Genomic DNA, 18202 nt, shown 5'->3' on the forward strand with positions numbered 1-18202 from the left:
ATGGCTGGTAAAAACGGTATTGCTATCGCGAGGGAAAGTCTGACAGATGAGGCTAATAAAAAGAAAAAATATTACAGGAAGAATGTTGGTTTCTTTAAGTTGGTAGAAAAGATTAAACTGTGGCCGTCGCGTTCGGGAATTTTGCATGGCATCAAGTCGATAAAAATTACCGGCAATATTGCTGAAATAACCACTCATTGTGGTGAAACGTTTATTGTATGGAATTCCCGCAACAGCCGGGCTGCCAGATGGTTACGCAATAAATGGTGTGCAAGTGCCTGCGGCAAGTGCAAAATACCGGAATGGAAAATTCAAAAATATACCAGTACTATAATGACGCAAAAATGGGGCTCGGGTTTATAGAAAATCGGCTTAATCTATGCGCAGGATACAGCGTTGTATCAACTGTCTTAGTTGTGACTTAACCAGTGAATCAGCTACGGTAGTTGACTTTTTTATGTCTTTTTTAGGGGGGGATGTTCATCAAGTTGATTTTAAGATATTGCCTATTATGGACGAAGGCAATGATTGAGATATTTTAGTATGCTGGAGGTATGCAACTGTGAATGGCAAAGAACGAGTTTTAAAAACATTGAGTTTTGAACCGGTGGACAGAACTCCCTGGGTCCCGTATGCCGGTGTCCAGACAGCTAATTTAATTGGTGTGGATGCCGAGACATATTTAAAAGATACCGACAATATTGTAAAAGGTATTTTAAAAGCCTATGAGATGTACCAACCGGACGGCCTGCCGATCGTTTTTGATGTCCAAATGGAGGCCGAAGCTTTAGGGTGTAAACTTAAATGGGCCAAGGATAATCCGCCGGCTGTAGACACTCATGTGCTGGAGGAAAAGGATCTTTCAGAATTAAAATTACCTACCGAGAAAGACGGCAGGTATCCTATTGCGTTGTCGGCAGCCAGAAGGCTGGTCGCTGAGCTTGGTGACAAGATAGCGCTGTATGCACTGATCTGTGGCCCGTTTACGCTGGCCCTTCATTTAAAGGGAACCGATCTCTTTTCCGATATGATCAAGAGACATGAAAAAGTAGATGCCGTTCTCGAATTTTGTACCAGGGTGGGCAAAGATTTAGCCAGAATGTATGCTGAGACTGGTGTGGATATTATTGCCGTAGTTGATCCGATGACATCACAAATTGCTCCCAAGCAATTTGAACGGTTTGTTAAGCCGGTTACGATCGAATTAAATCGTTATGTAAAATCCCTGGGGCTCAAGGTGACGAGTTTCTGCTGCGGTAACGCTACCAAAAATATTGAATTGATGTGCCAAACTGAGACCGACGGAATTGCTTTTGATGAAAACGTTAGCCTTGCTTATGCCAAAGAAATTGCCACAAAGTATAAAGTTTCTTATGGCGGCAATCTGCCGCTGACTACCGTCATGATGTTCGGGTCGCCGCTGGAAAATGTGGAAGAAGCCCGGCGGGAAGTTGAGATCGGGCAGGGCGTAGGCTATATCTTGTCCCCTGGCTGTGATATTCCGTTTGATACCCCGATCAATAACCTGGTAGCCATCTCTAATTTTATTAACGGCAAACCCTCTTCCCTGGAAATGTTGGAATCAGATCAGCAATTCCACGAAGATGAGGAAGTGGAATTTGAAGATGTAGAAATCAAACCAGGTCAAGTATTTATTGAAATAGTAACTTTGGATTCCGAAGGCTGTCCGCCTTGCCAGTACATGTGCGAATCGGTCAAAAAAATCCTGCCCCGTTACGACGGCCGGTTGACTTGGCGCGAATCGCTTGTAAAAACCCGGGCCGGTATCAAGCGAATGGCCAAACTGGGAGTGAAAAATCTGCCGGCAATGCTCATTAATAATGAGGTAGTATTTGACAATATTATTCCGTCTGATACTGAATTAATTGATGCAATAGAAAAGAGAATCGGCTAATTTAATTTTTGGGTCAGCGTGGGCTGACTGGAAGCATTTTAGTCAGCCCTGCTCACTAATACTATGGCAAGACCTGCCTGTGGATTGTGCAATATATATCAAATTGAGATATCATATTGCATTTTGAGATGTAAGTAAAAAAAGATTTGATGGTTTTTGTGTGTCAAGAAACCTTAAATTCAGTGATAGTAGCTTTGACTGTTATGGATATCAAACCAACCGGGATGAAATTTGTGTTGGCACAATTATTGCGTAATAATTGTACGGGACAGTGGTGTCCGGATTAGAGACTCTAAAAGAGGAGGGAGATGCCAAAAATACTGTCGGCGCATATGGAATGTGCAGGTAATATGTAAGGAGGGAAAGTTATGAGCAGTCAGCCTATAAAATTATTTTTAATAACCGGATTTTTGGGATCAGGAAAAACAACCTTTCTAAAGAGGATTATCGATTCTCTTGGTGACAAAAAAATCGGTATATTAATGAATGAGTTCGGCAAAATCAGTGTTGATGGAGTTATCTTAAGACAAAACGGAATCGATATCATGGAAATCAATAATGGTTCAGTATTTTGCAGCTGTTTGAAAGGTGCGTTTATCGATGCACTCATTACTTATTCGGAGCTGCCGATTGAGTATTTGTTTGTGGAAAGTTCGGGTATGGCCGACCCTTCCAGCATTGAGCAAATCTTAAATAATGTTATTGGCAAGGTTAAGGGAAAAGAATATGACTACCGGGGAACCATCTGCGTAGTTGACGGGCTTAATTTCCTCGACCAGGTTGATTTGCTGCTGGCGATTGAACGGCAGATTGCGGCCAGCAACTTGATTATTATAAACAAGGTTGACCTGATCGATGACAATCACTTACACGAGGTAGCAGAAAAAATAGCAAGTATCAATCCGAAGGCCGAAGTGGTCAAAGCCAGTTATTGTGATATTGGTGTTGACTTTTTGGACCATAAGCTGAAAAAAGTAACGCTTACCGCTGCTATGGAAAGCTGTAACACGCCGGCTAACAGGCCAACCGCGCATATAATTAACGCCGAGGGAACGTTTAACAACCAAAAATTTGCGGATTTTTTGCAGGCGTTAGTGCCATGGGCTCTCCGGATGAAGGGTTTTTTTCTGCTGGAAGATGGCTGGAAGCAGGTCGATGTAGTAGGCAGCCAAATTGAGATTAAGCCTACCGAAATATTACGGCCGGTCTCTGAACTGGTCATTATCTCCGATAAAGGTCTGCCGGCCCTGCAGGAGATTTATGCAAACTGGGATAAACGATTTACTGCGAAAATGGTGGTAAATTAAAGGGACAATTGATCTGTGACATATCTGCAAATTAATAGACTTAGTCTACTACATGTGTAAGTCTAATAACGGATTGTAATGCTGTAGTTATGTGCGTTTGACCAGATTGAACGGGGAGGGGGCAGGATGACGCTTTATACTCAAGTGATCAATAAGGCGCGAGAGAACGCCTTAAAGGGGTAAATTCTAGACCGGGACAGTATTATTGCATTGCTTGAAATAAATCCCGAATCGCCGGCGGCGGAGGAGCTGGGAGAGCTGCGCGGGACGTTGCGGCAGCGGCGACTTGCCTAGATTGCCGCCGTTACCCAGTTAGCGGCCGGCTATCATGCCCCGGATATTTGTATACATCCGGCTTCCGAGCTGGCCCTTGAGTGGGGGGCGAATGACCAGTTACCTTTGGCCGGGTGCTCATTGATTTTGCCTTAGGTAACTGGCAACTGAACTCCTATTCGGCAACACTGGGGGAACATTCGCAGGCCAGTGCTATTAGGGTGTACAGCGGATTTGGTTTGGCGGTGGTTTTGGGTTTGCCGCTGGGCTATTTGTCAGGCCGGATAACCGGCATTAACCGGCTTATTGACCCCTTGATACAATTGATTAGAACAGTGCCGGGGATTGGCTGGCTGCCGTTGGCGATGGTGTGGTTTGGCGTCGGTGAGCGGATGCCCCTCTTTGTTATTGCGCTAGCAGCGTTTTTTCCTATCTATGTAAATACTGTTCAAGGTATATGCCCGGTCGGGTGAGTTTGTTGGCATCATTGGCCCCAGCGGCTGCGGAAAATCAACCCTGCTGGATCTGATTGACGGGTTTGATGCACCGGACCAGGGCCAGATTATTTTAGAAAATCTTTAAAGAATGATATCATGAACCTATTAATGAACCAGGATGTAACCGGGTAAGCATTTTTGATACTAGGTGGTAGATACATGATAGACATAAAGAAATGTCCTTGTATGGGAATTAATCTTGATAAATTAATCCAGCCGGCAATACTCACTCTTTTATCTGCTGCCGAACTGCATGGTTATATTATCGTGCAAAAACTACAGGAGACTTGTATCCTGCAAGGGAAAAGACCTGATCCTTCCGGTGTTTACCGGTGCTTGCGCCTGATGGAGCAGCGGGGGCTGGTTACTGCCGTCTGGAATGTCTCTGATCCGGGACCGGCCAGAAGATTGTACACAATAACAGATATCGGTTTAGAATGTCTGCGAAACTGGATACATACGCTGGAAAACTATCACCGTTCGCTGGGGAATTTTTTGGTTTCGGCCAAAAACGCGATATGCAGCAGAGATTAGGATAACAGCTCTTGCTATTGCAAGGCGGGTTGTTACCGTCTTAGCGGGTGTTAATCCTCAGCATGTTTGGTTTGTAACCAAGGTCAAAGAGCAGTCCTGGCAGGCGCAAGAGCGGGCCGTATCCAGTCAGCGGCTGGCGCTGGAAAATGCTGTGCGGCAGTTTCGGATATAACAGTATAATGTTTTGGGTTTATTTTTGCGTTCTGTGTGTGTTGGCAGGACGCATTATTTTGTTGCTTTTGTTTGACGTTTAGAGGGTAAATACTATAAAATGCAGTGGTAATATGATAAAACCACGGGGTGAAATGTGTGAAGGTATTGGCAGTCGATGATGACGAAAAAATTTTGAAAGTGCTGACGGCTTATTTGGAAAAAGAGAAATATACGGTAATAACAGCCAGGGACGGTTGGGAGGCAGTGGACAAAGCGCTGCCATTAGGATAGAGGTCATTGACACGGGTATTGGGATTGCGGCTGACGATCTAGAGCATATATTTGATTATTTTTACCGGGTTGACCAGGCCAGGACGAAACAGAGTGGCGGCACTGGCTTAGATTGGCTTTATCAGGCAAATGGTGCTGGTGCACGGTGGCCAAGTATACGCAACCAGCACGCCGGGGCAAGGCAGTACTTTTACTTTGATGCTGCCGCTGCATGCCCATAAAAAGCGCATAATTTCTCCATAAAATCTCCACAATCTTGGGGTACAATAAAATCAACACGAAGGAGGTGCACATATCATGATGATGGGTTATGGATTTAGTGGTCCGTTCGGTTGGCTTGGCATGGGGTTCGGGATGATTATTCAACTGGCTTTTACCGCTTTGATTATCATGGCGGCCATTTGGATGTTTAAAGCGGTGTTTCGTGGCGGGCATTCGGTTGAAAGACCAATAGACGCGGTGGAAATATTGAAACAACGCTATGCCAAAGGCGAAATCAGCAGCGAAGAATATCAGCGCATGAGAAAAGAATTGGAATTCTAAAGGTAGATAAGACAAATCAATGAGAGGAGAGACAATTGATGAAAAAGAAAATTTTAATTGCGACCCTATTAGCAGCTTTAGCCGCTGTACCGGTATTTGCGGCCACTGCCGATCAGGACAAGCAGCCGACCGACTGGTTCAATCAGATGTTCAACAATCATCAGCAAATGATGCGGCAAGCCGTGGATAACGGCACTATTACTGCTGATCAAGCAGCCCGGATGAACGAGCACATGCAGCAAATGGCTCCCGTTATGCAGCAAATGATGCAAAATGGCGGGATGATGAACGGCAACATTATGCAGAACGGCGGCATGATAGGAAATTTCAATAACAATAATAAATAATCCACAGACAAAAACCAGGGCATTCCTGGTTTTTTATTGTTCGTTTTGGCGGCAAGCGCCAGTACTGTAAACGAGGACTGCAGCAACTGTCCCGCCATTTCAATGGTTTTTGCGCACCTTCTAAAACCTATATATAAGAGGACAAAATAAATGTTGTCTTGCTATAAGCGTTGCCGCTGGATAAGCCGCAGCGGCTGACAAGCCCAGCAAATTAGTTTAGCACCTAATTTTAGAAAAAATTGGATATAACTGTTTGATATACATAATTAGTACGACTAAGGCTTCTGCCGGCGTCCTGAGGGACTTGGCACAAGCCAAGTCTTTTCTATGTCTGGGCATAAGCGGCGCAACTGACAAAATTCGCATAAGTTATTCATAGTTTTTTCAATACTTCTTCATAATAGCGGTGTATACTTGAGTCAAAAGCATACAAGGAGGGGCTGTGTATGCTTGCTGAAAAATATGATGTATTTCTTCTGGACCTTGATGGTGTAATATATGTCGGAAATGAAATTTTACCAGGCAGTAGCGAGGCTGTTTCACGCTTGCGTAAAATGGGTAAACAGGTTTATTTTTTGACAAATGACCCGCGACCGGGGATACATGCCAAACCGGATGAATGTATCACGGCTGGTTGGGCTACAGCAAATTACCTAACTCAGAATTCTATCACCTGCGTACATGCAGTTGGCACTGAAGGCTTGAAGGTGCTCATAAGCTGGGGATTGAGGCAATTATGATAGCGAAACAACCCTGTTACTTTTCGGTAAAACGGGATTATCGCCATCCTGACGCTGTTATTCCCGGTCTGGCCGCTTTGTTTACTCCTAATATCGTTTCGCGGTGTTGGCAACCACCGGACTTTCCTTGGCCGGACAGCGTAAAGCAGGGGGAGCGGCAGTAATTTTTAATGAATTTGGTCATGTTCTTCTTACCTGAGAATCTTCTTGCCGTGCATTCCCGCTGGCTTTCTGGCGCCTTATCTATTCAGGACGGCCCATTCGTTCGATAGATAATTTTGACAAACAGTAAACAAAATGAATTCTGATGCAAGCTTACTAAATCAACAGAGGGAAAATATGTAAGGGAGGAGAATATCCTTCCTTACATGTTTATTGAAGACATATTTATTCAAGAGGTGCGATTATGCCTAAAATCCGGAAATCAATGGCTTCCAAGGTTGGCTTGCCGCCGGGAACACTGCTGCATATTGGCGACATGCGAGTTGAAAAGGCGAATATTAATGTATTGCATTATAACGAAGATTTCATAAATGAAACATATGACGCTAAGGTGTCTGAACTGTCCGGGCTGGTTACCCGGCCTGGCGTTACCTGGATAAATGTGCGGGGGCTGAATTCCAAAACCGTTGAATGCATTGGGCAGCAGTTCCATATTCATCCGCTGGTACTCGAAGATATTTTAAATACCGATCAACGCCCCAAACTTGGAGATTACGGCGATTATTTGTGCGTTATCTTAAAATCGCTGGTTGTACCAACCGGAGCCGATGATTATGCTGCCGAGCAGGTCAGTTTTATTTTGGGGCCTGATTATGTAATATCTTTTATGGAGAGTCTGCCAGGTGGCCGGGATGTTTTAAACGGGGTATACGAGCGTATTAAAGGCAGGCCTGGCAAGATCAGAAGGCAAAGCGCCGATTATTTGCTTTATGCGTTAATTGACAGCGTGGTCGACCATTACTTTTTAGTGCTTGAACATTTGGGTGAAAAAATTGAAACAATGGAAGAAGAAATTGTCACCCAGCCGCGTCCGGATCTGCTAAGCCGACTCCATGCGCTTAAACACGATATGCTGTTTCTTAGAAAATCAGTGTGGCCTGTGCGCGAACTGGTCAGCGTGCTGGAACGGGGCGAGGCTGCCTATATCCAGGAATCAACGCTGATTTATCTTAGAGACGTGTACGATCATGTTATTCAAGTCATTGAAACAGTTGAGATTTATCGTGATATGTTATCAGGTATGATGGATATCTATCTGTCAAGCGTGAGTAATAAAATGAGTGAAGTTATGAAGATGCTGACAATTATTTCAACCATCTTCATTCCGCTTACCTTTATTGCCGGGGTTTATGGCATGAATTTTGATAATATGCCTGAATTAAAATGGGAATATGGCTATCCGCTGATTATGTCAATCATGCTAGGGATAGCCCTGGTCATGGTGCGCTATTTCCGGAAAAAATGCTGGTTTTAAGGGGGATTTTAGGGGACAGGCCATAAGTCCTAAGAAATTAAACGGTTGGTCTGATAGGTTACATCCTGCTGTTGCATTACAATTTAAGTAAACGATACGAGTAACAGGGTAGGAGGGGCGCTATGATTAAGCTTTCCAATAAAGGGTTATTGGTGATTGCCGTAATTCTCAGTTTATTAACAACAGGCCTTGTATACAGCTATTTGAAAAAAGCGAGCGGCAATCAGTCCCAGGATACCGTATCGGTTGTGGTGGCCAAGACTGACATTGGTCCTAAGACCAGAATTACTCCGGAAATGGTGCAGGTAATAAAAGTTCCAGCCCCATACTTACAGCCGGGTGGTGTGCAGGACAGCAAAGAAGTTGTTGGCATGCTGTCCCGGGAGCAAATTGTGGCCGGCGAACAGATCACGGCAAGGAGGCTTTTGGTTGAAGGCAAGTCGGCAGGGTTTACCGGCCTGATTCCACCTGATAAACGCGCTGTAACGGTTGGTGTCAATGAAGTAACCGGGGTGGCCGGATTTGTTAAAGCCGGCGACTATGTCGATGTTGTCGTTACTTTTGATCAAAGTGTAACAGGCGATAATGTCAGTCACCTGGTGTTGCAAAATGTACTTGTATTGGCCGCCGACCGCGAAACTGAAGGCGGAGTGGCCGAAACAGCAAATAACAATAATTTTAAAGATAAAAAAGAGGTTATAAAAACAGCTACCGTAACGTTGGCAGTATCGCCGGACGAAGCAGCAAAGCTGGCGTTGTCTGAAGAAAAAGGCAGAGTACGATTGGCGCTCAGACCGTTTATGCAGAACGCAGGTGTTAGTATTGCCGGACCGGTCACACCTAAAGACATTGTTGGCACCCACAGTGCGCCGGCGCCCAATGATGGACCCCGGGAACAGTCACCACCAGCCCCCAATGAGGGATCCCGGGAACAGTCACCACCAGCCCCGGAAAAGCAACCAGTTTCCGGAATTCAGATGATTCGCGGCACTAAAACCGAGATAGTACCCATTAATTAGCAAATGTCCTGGAAGTTAAGGCAAATAGAAAGGTAGGAGTTCCATGAACAAACTTAAATTGCTTGTTGCCGGTATCTTACTACTGGCCATTATGTTAGTAAACTCCGCGGCATTAGCTTCAGGCGACAAGCTGGTGGTAGCTGTCAATCAGTCACGGATACTTAACTTTAACGCTGTCAGCCGTGTTGCTGTTGCTAATCCGGAGATTGCCGACGTACTGGTGGTATCAGGTGTAGAAGTGTTGCTGGTTGGCAAGGCGCCTGGGCTAACTACCCTCCATGTTTGGGCTGGCGGCAGCCGTTACAGTTATTTAGTTGAAGTCGGAGCGGCTGATGTAACCATTGCTAACGACATCAAAAATATTCTCGGACTTTCTGATATTACGGTAAGCAAAGTTAATAAAACCATCATTCTTGAAGGTGCGGTCAATGATCAGTATCAGAAGAACCGGGCCGAAAAAGTGGCTTCCGCCTATGCGGATAAAGTAGTTAATCTGCTTGAAATAACCCGGCCGGTGCAAGTCAAGATTGAAGCCAGGGTACTTGAAATAAACCGCGAAGCAGCTAAAAATTTAGGTATTAAATGGTCGGGTAATGCGGCCGGCACCCCCGGCAACTTTGAGTTTGGCCAGTCATCCAGCAATGCGCTGGCGCCGGCTGCATTTGGGAACTTAGGTACTTATAGCCCGCTAAATGCCCAGCTTGATGCGCTGGTTAAAAACGGGCTGGCCAAAATTCTTTCCCAGCCCAGCATGATTACTTTAAGCGGCGATAAGGCGAATATTACGGTGGGGGGACAAATCCCTATCCCTGTCGGTCTTGATAACGGACGTATCGCAATTGAATGGAAAGAGTACGGCATTAAACTAGATATAGCTCCGGAGGTCAATGCCGAAAAGCTTATCCAGAGTAAAGTCAAGGCTGAGGTTAGCACTCTTGACTGGACTGACGAACATAAAATTGAACTTGGCCTGGGTATGAAAATTCCTCCTATAAAGATGCGTAAAGCTGAAACTGCTATCGCTATGTCCTCCGGACAAACAATGGCGATTGGCGGCCTGATTTCCAGCGAGGCTACCAAAGATGTGCAGAAGATACCATTATTAGGTGACATCCCCGTCATCGGCAACTTATTTAAAAGTACCACGTTTAGTAAGGGTGAAACTGAAGTGATCATTCTGGTGACGCCGACCATTGTTAATCCGGATGAATACATTCCGGCGGAAACAAAGGAAATGAAGGAGTTTGCTAAAGAAAACCCATTTGGGGGGTAAGACAGATGACCGAAAAAATTAAGGTGTTCATAGCCGACGATATTGCGGCAACCAGGGAAAATATCTGTAAACTGATGGAGTTTGACCCGGAAATGATGGTGATCGGTCAGGCCGGGTCAGGCGGCGAAGCTGTGGAAAAGGTGAAAATACTGCAGCCGGACGTAATTTTAATGGATATCAATATGCCGGGCATGGACGGAATTACGGCAACTGAGCAGATTGCCGCCGAAGCGCCTAACGCCTGCATTATTATCATGAGTGTGCAGGGCGAGCAAGAATATCTCAGGCGGGCCATGGTGGCCGGGGCCAAAAATTATTTGGTAAAACCTTTCAGCGGCGATGAACTGTTGCAAGCTATTCGGCAGGGTTTTACTAATGAAAAAAAGCGCCGAAATATTGTAAGATTTGAGCCTAAACCTCAAGAGCAGGGGAAAATTATTACGATATTTAGCACCAAAGGCGGTATCGGTAAAACAACAATTGCAACAAATTTGGCGGTGGCGCTGGCGGCTAAAACCGGGTCGCGGATTGGTATTGTTGACGCCGACCTGCAGTTTGGCGATGTTGCTTTGTTTTTGAACCTTATACCGCGCGCTACTATCGCTGACTTAGTGCGGGATATTGAGCATTTGGATGCCAATCTCCTGGATGGTTATCTGACGCAGTTTAACAACAGTGTAAAATTGCTGCCGGCCCCTGTTCGCCCCGAACAGGCTGAGACCGTTACCGGGAGTCACATGTCAGCAATCCTTAAGACTATGCGCTCCAGTTTTATGTATACCGTTATTGATACCGCACCGACATTTTCTGACAATATGCTGGCCGTATTGGACGTTTCGGACATTGTTCTGGTAGTAGCGGCGCTCGACCTTCCTACAATAAAAAACGTTAAACTGTGCCTGGAAATAATGGAATCGCTTAATTATGGCGAGGACAAAATCAAGGTAGTTTTGAACCGGGCCAATACTGACGCCGGTATGGATATCGGTGAAGTAGAGGAAAGTTTAAAATACAAATTTTCCGCAATGGTTCCCAGTGATGGTAAAATTGTGGTGGCATCGGTTAACAGGGGGGTGCCGTTTGTTGTCAGCCATCCGGAAGCGCCGGTAGCTCAGAGCATGTTTAATTTGGCGCGGCTGGTAGCGGGTAGCGGCTGGCAAGAGCAGAGCGAAGAGCAATCGCCAATGGGTGTTGTCCAACGCTTTAAGCGGTTATTTGGCTAGGAAGGAGGCGTTAGGATGCTGCCGGTGATCGTCATTGCCATATTTGTCAATTTGTTGGTTATCTGGCTTTTAATTTACCGCTGGCAGACGCGTGATAAGAAAATTGTCAGTCAGCGTATGGGCCGGTACATTGAGCGGACTGTCTTACCGGAATCCGGTCAGGCAGCGTCTCAGCCAACCGGAGCACGTGAACTCAACGGCTGGCTGGCGCTGGTCAGACGGCTGGGAAAGCTATTTGAAATATCTGACGGCTCGTGGTCGAGGGGTGTTGAGCACCGCCTCATTCAGGCCGGGCTACCGCTTAAGAGCTCAGAGTTCTTGGTAATATGTCTGGGAACGGCTGTTGCCGGTTCGGTACTTTTCTTGATTCAAGGCGGTTTGCCTGGTGCAGTAATTGGCGGTATAGCAGGTTATCTAGCACCGTTTTTGTTTCTCAAGGTAAAAATTAAGCGGCGGGTTAAAGCTTTTAATGCCCAGTTGGGAGATACACTCATGCTGATTGCCAACGCGTTAAGGACTGGTTACAGCTTTATGCAGGCCATTGAAATGGTGGCGCGTGAAATGCTGCCGCCTATTTCGGTCGAATTTGGCCGGACGCTTAAAGAAATGAATCTGGGCATACCTACCGAAGAAGCTATGAATAACATGGCTAAACGTGTTGATAGTGATGATCTGGACTTGGTTATTACTGCTGTCTTGATTCAGCGCCAGGTTGGCGGCAATTTGGCGGAAGTTCTTGATAATATTGCCGGTACCATCCGTGAGCGGGTACGGATCAAAGGAGAGATAAAAACGCTTACTGCTCAGGGCCGCATGTCAGGAGTTATTGTTAGTTTGCTACCGGTTGCTCTATTGGCGGCAATGCAGGTTATTAATCCCGGATATGTCAATATCTTGTTTACGCATCCTGCCGGGCAACTTATGCTGGGGGTAGCCGTTATCGGTCAGTTGCTGGGGATTTTGGCCATTCAAAAAATCGTCAATATTGAAGTTTAAGCAGAAACTAACTATTAAAAGAGGGCGGATATATTTCCACCCTCTTTTAATAGTTAGTTTCTGCAGGATATGGTCTAATTATGGCGAATCTGCTTTATATTGTTTAAAAATACAGAGTGGTGAGGAACCTGAATGAAAAACTTAGATGTAAAAGTATTGGATAAAATAATAAAAACCACCATTGCTGCGGTAGAAAAAAGTAAATCCCAAATTTTTGACATATATGAAGCCGCTCGGGCTGAGATGGAAAAGGTCCGGCGAGATGTCGAACGGATCAAGCAGGAAACGGCTAACACCATTTTCAAAGTCGATGAACTGGAGAAAAAAGAACGCCGGTCGCGGCTCAGGCTGATGGAAGTCAGCCGTAACTTTCGTCAGTATACTGAGGCCGACATTAAAGCTGCTTATGAAGATACCAGTAACGTCCAGCTCGAGCTTGCCATGGCCAGGCTGCAGGAACAAAATTTGCGCCGTCAGCGCGATGACTTGGAACTTAGACTTAAATCACTGAAGAACACGGTGGAAAAAGCCGAAGGACTGGTGTCGCAGGTAGGAGCGGTGCTTGGTTACTTGGGCACCCAGATGGGGACGGTCGTTACCCAGATTGAATCTCTTCAGGCCAGTCAAATTTTTGGTGCAAAAATAATCAAAGCTCAGGAAGAAGAACGCCGGCGGGTGGCCAGAGAAATTCATGACGGTCCGGCGCAGGCTATGGCTAACATTGTATTCCGGGCAGAAGTGTGCGAGCGGCTTATTGATACTGATATTATCAGGGCTAAAAACGAACTTAGAGACTTGCGCGAACAAATACGGGTGGCTCTCAAAGAAACCCGGAAGATCATTTTTGACCTTAGACCTATGACACTAGATGATTTAGGACTAGTACCTACTATCAGGCGAGTGCTTGACACTATTAAAGAGCGCAGCGGCATTTTTCCTGAGGTCAAAATACTGGGAGAAGAAAAACGGCTGGATACGCATATTGAGATTGGGTTGTTCCGTATCATTCAGGAAGCCCTCAACAATGTCGAGAAGCATTCCAAAGCATCGTCAGTATGGGTGCGCATCGACTTTCGTCCCAGCGTAGTCTCGGCTGTGGTTGAGGATGACGGACAAGGGTTTGACATGTCCGAAAATGTCGGCAGCGAGAGTTTTGGCCTTATGGGTATGCGCGAACGGATAAATTTGCTGCGGGGCGAACTTACTATAAAGTCCGAACCTGGCAAAGGCACAAAAGTCTTTGTTACCGTGCCGCTTAAGACATAAACTTTTAGCGCTTAATAGGACTTTCTTCCTTGGACAAGCTGGGACCTTACGCCTACCAGAACCTGTCGTTAAATAAGCCTTGCCGCCTAAGGCTATTGAGACTTCAGGACGATGTTAACCTACCTCCTTGTTGATATAATAAAAACAGAACCAAACGAGAGAAGGATAACAAACGAAACGAAAAAACGGGAGGTATGGCAAATGTTAATGATGTATTGGGAAATATTTAAGGCTCGTTATCTGAATGAGAAAGGTCAAGGTATGGTGGAGTACGGCTTGATTTTGGCCCTCATTGCGGTAGTCGCTATGGCATCATTTACCAACATGGGCAATGGCCTTGTAACCAAGCTCACTGAAGTTGTAAATAAACTCGGCGGTTGATCATAAGAAGTTAAATGTTTTAATACGTCCGGTCTTAGCATTTATACATCGTAAAGTTTTACTGCCAACCTGTTATATACCTCCTGGCTTTTGCAGCCAGGAGGCTTATTCTTTTTCCGGTGAAGCCAGGCTAGGACCTTGCTCCTAGCCGGCCAAGGACTAAGTTCCTTGACCAGATAAGACTAAGGCATGATTTTACCGCTATAATATCGGTGCTACAATTAGATTACCAGAAGTGTTGGATCAGGGGTGAAAATATGAATATTACCCGTTATCTAAAGCAAAATCGCGGCCAGGCAATTGTTGAAACGGCATTGGTGCTTCCGGTTATTGTACTGTTGCTGTTTGCCATTCTCGAGCTTGGTCAGGTCATTAATGAATACTTGGTGCTGACCGCGGCTGCCCGCGAGGGAGCCCGCACTGCAGCTGTCAGCGATGACACGGCTGCGCGCGCCGCTGTTGACGACGCGGTAGCCGGTATCAGCAAAAATGGTCTTACAGTCAAAATCGAATATCCGGGCGGCAAGCGCGAGCAAGGTAAGCCTGTTATCGTAACGGTAAGCAAGCCTATTGAAGTGACAACCCCCATGATTAGAGAAATTATTGATAGAGCCTTTCCCGTAACGGCCTTAATTACCGGACGGTCGGTTATGAGGGTGGAATTACCATGATGAGGTTTATAAGTGACCAGAGAGGCTCTATTGCCGTTATGATAGGATTGGCGCTTACGACACTGATTGGTTTTGCCGCAATTGTTGTTGACGCCGGATTATTATACTTAAACCGGGTCGAACTTGTTAATGTGGTCGATGCGGCGGCGCTTGCCGGCGTGCAGGATTTGCCTGTTGATACTGTCAAGGCCGCGGTGAGCGGCCAGGCTTATGCCGCGCAAAACGGCCATCCCGGTGATGTAGTTGCCGTAAATGTTCCTACCAGCCGGGCCGTTACCGTCAGTGCGGTGCGGACAGTTGATCTGATCTTTGCGAAAGTATTGGGTCTAACATCAGCCGATGTTCGGGCCCGGGCTGCCGCCGTGCTGAAACCTGTCAGCGGTGTTATCGGGGTGGTACCCTTTGGCGTTGTTAAGCAGGACTTTATCTATGGCCAAACGTACAACTTGAAAGTTGGCGCAGGTGACGGGTATAGCGGCAACTATGCCGCGCTGGCTTTAGGCGGTACGGGGTCGCGCAACTATACCGACAATATTAAGTTCGGCTATGATGCCAAACTGTCAGTAGGCCAGTGGGTATCAACCGAAACCGGCAATATGTCGGGCGGGACGACTGAAGGCGTACGGTATCGCTTAAATCTTGATCCTACCGCTACTTTTCAAACGGTGGAAAAAGGTTCGCCGCGAATTGTTATCGTGCCGCTTATCGAATCAATCACTAACGACACCGGACGCCATGATGCCAAGATTGTAGGGTTTGCCGGATTTTTCTTGGAGGGAGTGGCCGGTTCAGGTAATCTCAACTATGTAAGCGGTAAGTTCATGCAAGTGGTAGTGGCGGGTGACGTGTCCGGTACCGCGCCCGACACCGGCGTATATAGTGCCACGCTTGTTCCTTATGAGTCAGTGGCAGCCAATTTGGCTGCACAATAAGTATACAGGTGGTGTTAGGCATGTTGGCCGTAATTAGGCTGGTAATCAACAAATTGACAGAAGAACGGGGCAGTATTGCTACACTTAGCATATTTGCTTTAACCGCGTTGATGGGGTTTTCGGCCTTGGTAATCGATGTTGGCGTATTGTATTTAAACCGGGTTGAGCTTGTCAACTTGTCTGACGCTGCTGTGTTGGCTGGTGTGCGCGACTTGCCGGGAGATATAATTGCTGCTCAAGCAAGTGCCGAGGCATATGCCCGGGATAACGGCAAACCTAATGATAGGATTAAGATTGATATCATTGACAATAGATATATAATTATTGATGCTGTACGGAGTGTGGACTTATTTTTTGCCAGAGTTTTCGGTTATAATACAGTAGATGTCAGGGCCCAGGCGGCTGCAGCTATTAAGCCAGTCAGCGGCATTGCCAAGATAGTGCCGTGGGGTATCGAGTGGAAAAGTTTTCAATACGGTGTTTCCTATCGGCTTAAAGAAGGCGGCGGCAGCGGCTATAGTGGTAACTACGGCGCTTTGGCGCTAGGCGGCACAGGAGCTAAAGTTTATGAAAAGAACATTATGGATGGCTATAACGGTATCATCCGTACCGGCGACTGGATAACCACAGAACCGGGCAATATGTCCGGCAAAACTCAAAACGGGGTTGCCTACCGTATTGCGCAAGACCCGAATGCTACTTTTTCCACGGTAAAAGAAGGATCGCCCCGTATTGTTGTTGTTCCGGTTGTTGAGAGTTTGGAGGTGCATGGACGGAGCGACGTTAAGGTCGTTGGTTTTGCGGGTTTTTTTCTTGAAGGTTGCGGCGGTTCAGGCAATAAAAACTATGTTGAAGGCAGGTTCATGCAGATGGTTGTGCCTAATGCAGAGGTTTCCGAATCGGCATCAAGCTATGGTTTGTACAGTTCATCTCTGATACCGTTATCAGAAGTCGAGTAACACCGGTTATTACTGGTCAAGGAGGAAGCTATGTCGCTGTTAAAACGGCTGGAAGAGGCTCAAAATAAAACCGAGCAGCCGGCGAAGGGGGCGGAAAGGCCAAAAGCGGTGCTGCCGGTAAAAAATGATCCCTATCAAAATCTTAAAGTCAAAATCCATAAAAAAATTATCGAAGAAATGAGTTCGGAAGAAAGCAAGGTGCTTGTCGATAAAGATGCCGACCGCAAGACGCTGGAAGCTGTTGTGGCCCGTATTGCTAATATTGTTATGGACGAGGAAACTGTACCGGTGCCCAGAAGTGAGCGGTCGCGGATAATTATCGAAATTGTTGACGAAGTCCTGGGTTATGGCCCCATTGACCCGCTCTTAAAAGATGATTCGATTTCTGAGGTAATGGTCAACAGCGCCAGCCAGGTATACGTCGAGCGTAAAGGCAAACTGATCTTGAGTGATGTCCGGTTTCGTGATGATGCCCATGTAATGCATATCATTGAAAAAATTGTTGCGCCGCTAGGCCGCCGCATTGATGAAAGCTCACCCATGGTTGACGCCCGTTTGCCGGACGGTTCGCGGGTTAACGCTATCATTCCGCCGCTGGCGTTAAAGGGACCGTGTTTGACGATCCGGAAGTTTGCGAAAAATCCACTGACGGTTGATGATCTTATTAATTTTGGGACTTTAACTCAGGAAATGGCTGATTTTTTACGCGCCTGTGTTGAAGGCAAACTTAATATCGTAGTATCAGGCGGCACAGGTTCGGGGAAAACAACGACGCTGAATATTTTGTCATCGTTTATTCCGCACGACGAGCGGATTATTACTATCGAAGACGCGGCTGAACTGCAGCTTAGACAGGAACATGTTGTCACCCTTGAGACCCGGCCGGCCAATATTGAAGGCAAAGGCGCCATCTCCATGCGGGATTTGGTTCGAAACAGCCTCCGGATGCGACCTGACCGCATTGTTGTCGGTGAGGTTCGAAGCGGTGAGGCGCTTGATATGCTTCAGGCCATGAATACCGGTCATGACGGTTCACTTACGACCGGTCATGCCAATACACCGCGCGATATGCTTAGCCGGCTTGAAACCATGGTGTTGATGGCTGGCATGGATTTACCCGTCAGGGCCATCAGAGAGCAAATAGCATCAGCCGTTGACCTCATTCTTCAACAATCGCGCCTTCAGGACGGCAGCAGGCGGATTACTCATCTGACCGAGGTGCAGGGAATGGAAGGTGATGTTATTACCCTGCAGGATATATTTGTTTTTGAACAGACAGGTAAAGATGCGAGCGGCAAAATTACCGGCCGGTTTAAGCCTACCGGCATTAGGCCTAAGTTTCTGGAGAAGCTGTCGGCTAATGGGATAAATTTACCGAATGAAACGTTCTGGCCGAAGTGAAAGG

At 46.4% G+C, this 18202-nt stretch carries 23 protein-coding genes; all 23 read left to right on the forward strand.

Annotation, left to right across the window (positions count from 1 at the left end; genetic code table 11):
* The gene (pylSn, locus tag SCACP_RS01035) at positions 1-363 is read left to right on the forward strand and encodes a pyrrolysine--tRNA(Pyl) ligase small subunit (RefSeq protein WP_425059604.1); all 363 of its coding nucleotides are present in this window, start codon (positions 1-3) and stop codon (positions 361-363) included.
* A gap of 199 nt (positions 364-562) precedes the next feature.
* Complete coding sequence (locus tag SCACP_RS01040) at positions 563-1915, forward strand: uroporphyrinogen decarboxylase family protein (protein ID WP_425059605.1); 1353 nt, start codon at positions 563-565, stop codon at positions 1913-1915.
* A gap of 368 nt (positions 1916-2283) precedes the next feature.
* Positions 2284-3222: a CobW family GTP-binding protein gene (locus tag SCACP_RS01045; RefSeq protein WP_425059606.1), complete on the forward strand. Its 939-nt coding sequence runs from the start codon at positions 2284-2286 to the stop codon at positions 3220-3222.
* 407 nt (positions 3223-3629) lie between these two features.
* Positions 3630-3968: an ABC transporter permease gene (locus SCACP_RS01050; protein ID WP_425059607.1), complete on the forward strand. Its 339-nt coding sequence runs from the start codon at positions 3630-3632 to the stop codon at positions 3966-3968.
* A 13-nt stretch (positions 3969-3981) separates the two neighbouring features.
* Entirely contained in the window at positions 3982-4077 is a 96-nt protein-coding gene (locus tag SCACP_RS01055; RefSeq protein ID WP_425061291.1) for an ATP-binding cassette domain-containing protein, read from the forward strand.
* 74 nt (positions 4078-4151) lie between these two features.
* Positions 4152-4526, forward strand: coding sequence for a PadR family transcriptional regulator (locus SCACP_RS01060; protein WP_425059608.1), 375 nt, complete (start codon positions 4152-4154; stop codon positions 4524-4526).
* Positions 4527-4835: 309 nt separating this feature from the next.
* Entirely contained in the window at positions 4836-4970 is a 135-nt protein-coding gene (locus tag SCACP_RS01065) for a hypothetical protein (RefSeq protein ID WP_425059609.1), read from the forward strand.
* Complete coding sequence (locus tag SCACP_RS01070) at positions 4934-5191, forward strand: ATP-binding protein (RefSeq protein WP_425059610.1); 258 nt, start codon at positions 4934-4936, stop codon at positions 5189-5191. Before SCACP_RS01065 ends, SCACP_RS01070 begins: the two co-directional genes overlap by 37 nt.
* Before the next feature lie 76 nt (positions 5192-5267).
* Positions 5268-5513, forward strand: coding sequence for an SHOCT domain-containing protein (locus tag SCACP_RS01075; protein WP_425059611.1), 246 nt, complete (start codon positions 5268-5270; stop codon positions 5511-5513).
* A 38-nt stretch (positions 5514-5551) separates the two neighbouring features.
* Positions 5552-5860, forward strand: coding sequence for a hypothetical protein (locus SCACP_RS01080; protein WP_425059612.1), 309 nt, complete (start codon positions 5552-5554; stop codon positions 5858-5860).
* A 446-nt stretch (positions 5861-6306) separates the two neighbouring features.
* On the forward strand, positions 6307-6600 hold the full coding sequence (locus SCACP_RS01085) for a hypothetical protein (protein WP_425059613.1): 294 nt from the start codon (positions 6307-6309) through the stop codon (positions 6598-6600).
* On the forward strand, positions 6597-6764 hold the full coding sequence (locus tag SCACP_RS01090) for a hypothetical protein (RefSeq protein ID WP_425059614.1): 168 nt from the start codon (positions 6597-6599) through the stop codon (positions 6762-6764). The genes SCACP_RS01085 and SCACP_RS01090 overlap by 4 nt, the downstream gene beginning before the upstream one ends.
* A 242-nt stretch (positions 6765-7006) precedes the next feature.
* Positions 7007-8077, forward strand: a complete 1071-nt coding sequence (gene corA / locus SCACP_RS01095) for a magnesium/cobalt transporter CorA (RefSeq protein ID WP_425059615.1) — start codon at positions 7007-7009, stop codon at positions 8075-8077.
* A 122-nt stretch (positions 8078-8199) separates the two neighbouring features.
* Positions 8200-9096 (forward strand): Flp pilus assembly protein CpaB, encoded by an 897-nt coding sequence (gene cpaB, locus SCACP_RS01100; RefSeq protein ID WP_425059616.1) that lies wholly within the window; start codon positions 8200-8202, stop codon positions 9094-9096.
* 43 nt (positions 9097-9139) lie between these two features.
* Positions 9140-10369, forward strand: a complete 1230-nt coding sequence (locus SCACP_RS01105; RefSeq protein ID WP_425059617.1) for a type II and III secretion system protein family protein — start codon at positions 9140-9142, stop codon at positions 10367-10369.
* A gap of 5 nt (positions 10370-10374) precedes the next feature.
* On the forward strand, positions 10375-11592 hold the full coding sequence (locus SCACP_RS01110) for a response regulator (RefSeq protein WP_425059618.1): 1218 nt from the start codon (positions 10375-10377) through the stop codon (positions 11590-11592).
* A 15-nt stretch (positions 11593-11607) separates the two neighbouring features.
* Positions 11608-12588, forward strand: a complete 981-nt coding sequence (locus SCACP_RS01115) for a type II secretion system F family protein (RefSeq protein ID WP_425059619.1) — start codon at positions 11608-11610, stop codon at positions 12586-12588.
* A 132-nt stretch (positions 12589-12720) separates the two neighbouring features.
* Complete coding sequence (locus SCACP_RS01120) at positions 12721-13854, forward strand: sensor histidine kinase (RefSeq protein WP_425059620.1); 1134 nt, start codon at positions 12721-12723, stop codon at positions 13852-13854.
* A 201-nt stretch (positions 13855-14055) separates the two neighbouring features.
* A complete protein-coding gene (locus tag SCACP_RS01125; RefSeq protein WP_425059621.1) occupies positions 14056-14235 on the forward strand; it encodes a Flp family type IVb pilin in 180 nt (59 codons plus the stop codon).
* 257 nt (positions 14236-14492) lie between these two features.
* Positions 14493-14906: a TadE/TadG family type IV pilus assembly protein gene (locus tag SCACP_RS01130; protein WP_425059622.1), complete on the forward strand. Its 414-nt coding sequence runs from the start codon at positions 14493-14495 to the stop codon at positions 14904-14906.
* Entirely contained in the window at positions 14903-15838 is a 936-nt protein-coding gene (locus tag SCACP_RS01135; protein ID WP_425059623.1) for a TadE/TadG family type IV pilus assembly protein, read from the forward strand. The genes SCACP_RS01130 and SCACP_RS01135 overlap by 4 nt, the downstream gene beginning before the upstream one ends.
* 20 nt (positions 15839-15858) lie before the next feature.
* A complete protein-coding gene (locus SCACP_RS01140; protein WP_425059624.1) occupies positions 15859-16797 on the forward strand; it encodes a pilus assembly protein TadG-related protein in 939 nt (312 codons plus the stop codon).
* 30 nt (positions 16798-16827) lie between these two features.
* Positions 16828-18198: a CpaF family protein gene (locus SCACP_RS01145; RefSeq protein WP_425059625.1), complete on the forward strand. Its 1371-nt coding sequence runs from the start codon at positions 16828-16830 to the stop codon at positions 18196-18198.
* Positions 18199-18202: the final 4 nt, after the last annotated feature.

It is taken from the genome of Sporomusaceae bacterium ACPt (genome assembly GCA_041428575.1).
GTDB classification, from domain to species: Bacteria; Bacillota; Negativicutes; order Sporomusales; family Sporomusaceae; genus Sporomusa_D; species Sporomusa_D carbonis.

What these genes read in the sequence shown, in the direction of transcription:
- SCACP_RS01080 (WP_425059612.1), top strand. Translation starts at nt 5,552, where the DNA reads ATGAAAAAGAAAATTTTAATTGCGACCCTATTAGCAGCTTTAGCCGCT.
- cpaB (WP_425059616.1), top strand. Translation starts at nt 8,200, where the DNA reads ATGATTAAGCTTTCCAATAAAGGGTTATTGGTGATTGCCGTAATTCTC.
- SCACP_RS01115 (WP_425059619.1), top strand. Translation starts at nt 11,608, where the DNA reads ATGCTGCCGGTGATCGTCATTGCCATATTTGTCAATTTGTTGGTTATC.
- SCACP_RS01140 (WP_425059624.1), top strand. Translation starts at nt 15,859, where the DNA reads ATGTTGGCCGTAATTAGGCTGGTAATCAACAAATTGACAGAAGAACGG.
- SCACP_RS01130 (WP_425059622.1), top strand. Translation starts at nt 14,493, where the DNA reads ATGAATATTACCCGTTATCTAAAGCAAAATCGCGGCCAGGCAATTGTT.
- pylSn (WP_425059604.1), top strand. Translation starts at nt 1, where the DNA reads ATGGCTGGTAAAAACGGTATTGCTATCGCGAGGGAAAGTCTGACAGAT.
- SCACP_RS01145 (WP_425059625.1), top strand. Translation starts at nt 16,828, where the DNA reads ATGTCGCTGTTAAAACGGCTGGAAGAGGCTCAAAATAAAACCGAGCAG.
- SCACP_RS01135 (WP_425059623.1), top strand. Translation starts at nt 14,903, where the DNA reads ATGATGAGGTTTATAAGTGACCAGAGAGGCTCTATTGCCGTTATGATA.
- SCACP_RS01120 (WP_425059620.1), top strand. Translation starts at nt 12,721, where the DNA reads ATGAAAAACTTAGATGTAAAAGTATTGGATAAAATAATAAAAACCACC.
- SCACP_RS01085 (WP_425059613.1), top strand. Translation starts at nt 6,307, where the DNA reads ATGCTTGCTGAAAAATATGATGTATTTCTTCTGGACCTTGATGGTGTA.
- SCACP_RS01110 (WP_425059618.1), top strand. Translation starts at nt 10,375, where the DNA reads ATGACCGAAAAAATTAAGGTGTTCATAGCCGACGATATTGCGGCAACC.
- SCACP_RS01125 (WP_425059621.1), top strand. Translation starts at nt 14,056, where the DNA reads ATGTTAATGATGTATTGGGAAATATTTAAGGCTCGTTATCTGAATGAG.
- SCACP_RS01090 (WP_425059614.1), top strand. Translation starts at nt 6,597, where the DNA reads ATGATAGCGAAACAACCCTGTTACTTTTCGGTAAAACGGGATTATCGC.
- SCACP_RS01060 (WP_425059608.1), top strand. Translation starts at nt 4,152, where the DNA reads ATGATAGACATAAAGAAATGTCCTTGTATGGGAATTAATCTTGATAAA.
- SCACP_RS01105 (WP_425059617.1), top strand. Translation starts at nt 9,140, where the DNA reads ATGAACAAACTTAAATTGCTTGTTGCCGGTATCTTACTACTGGCCATT.
- SCACP_RS01045 (WP_425059606.1), top strand. Translation starts at nt 2,284, where the DNA reads ATGAGCAGTCAGCCTATAAAATTATTTTTAATAACCGGATTTTTGGGA.
- corA (WP_425059615.1), top strand. Translation starts at nt 7,007, where the DNA reads ATGCCTAAAATCCGGAAATCAATGGCTTCCAAGGTTGGCTTGCCGCCG.
- SCACP_RS01075 (WP_425059611.1), top strand. Translation starts at nt 5,268, where the DNA reads ATGATGATGGGTTATGGATTTAGTGGTCCGTTCGGTTGGCTTGGCATG.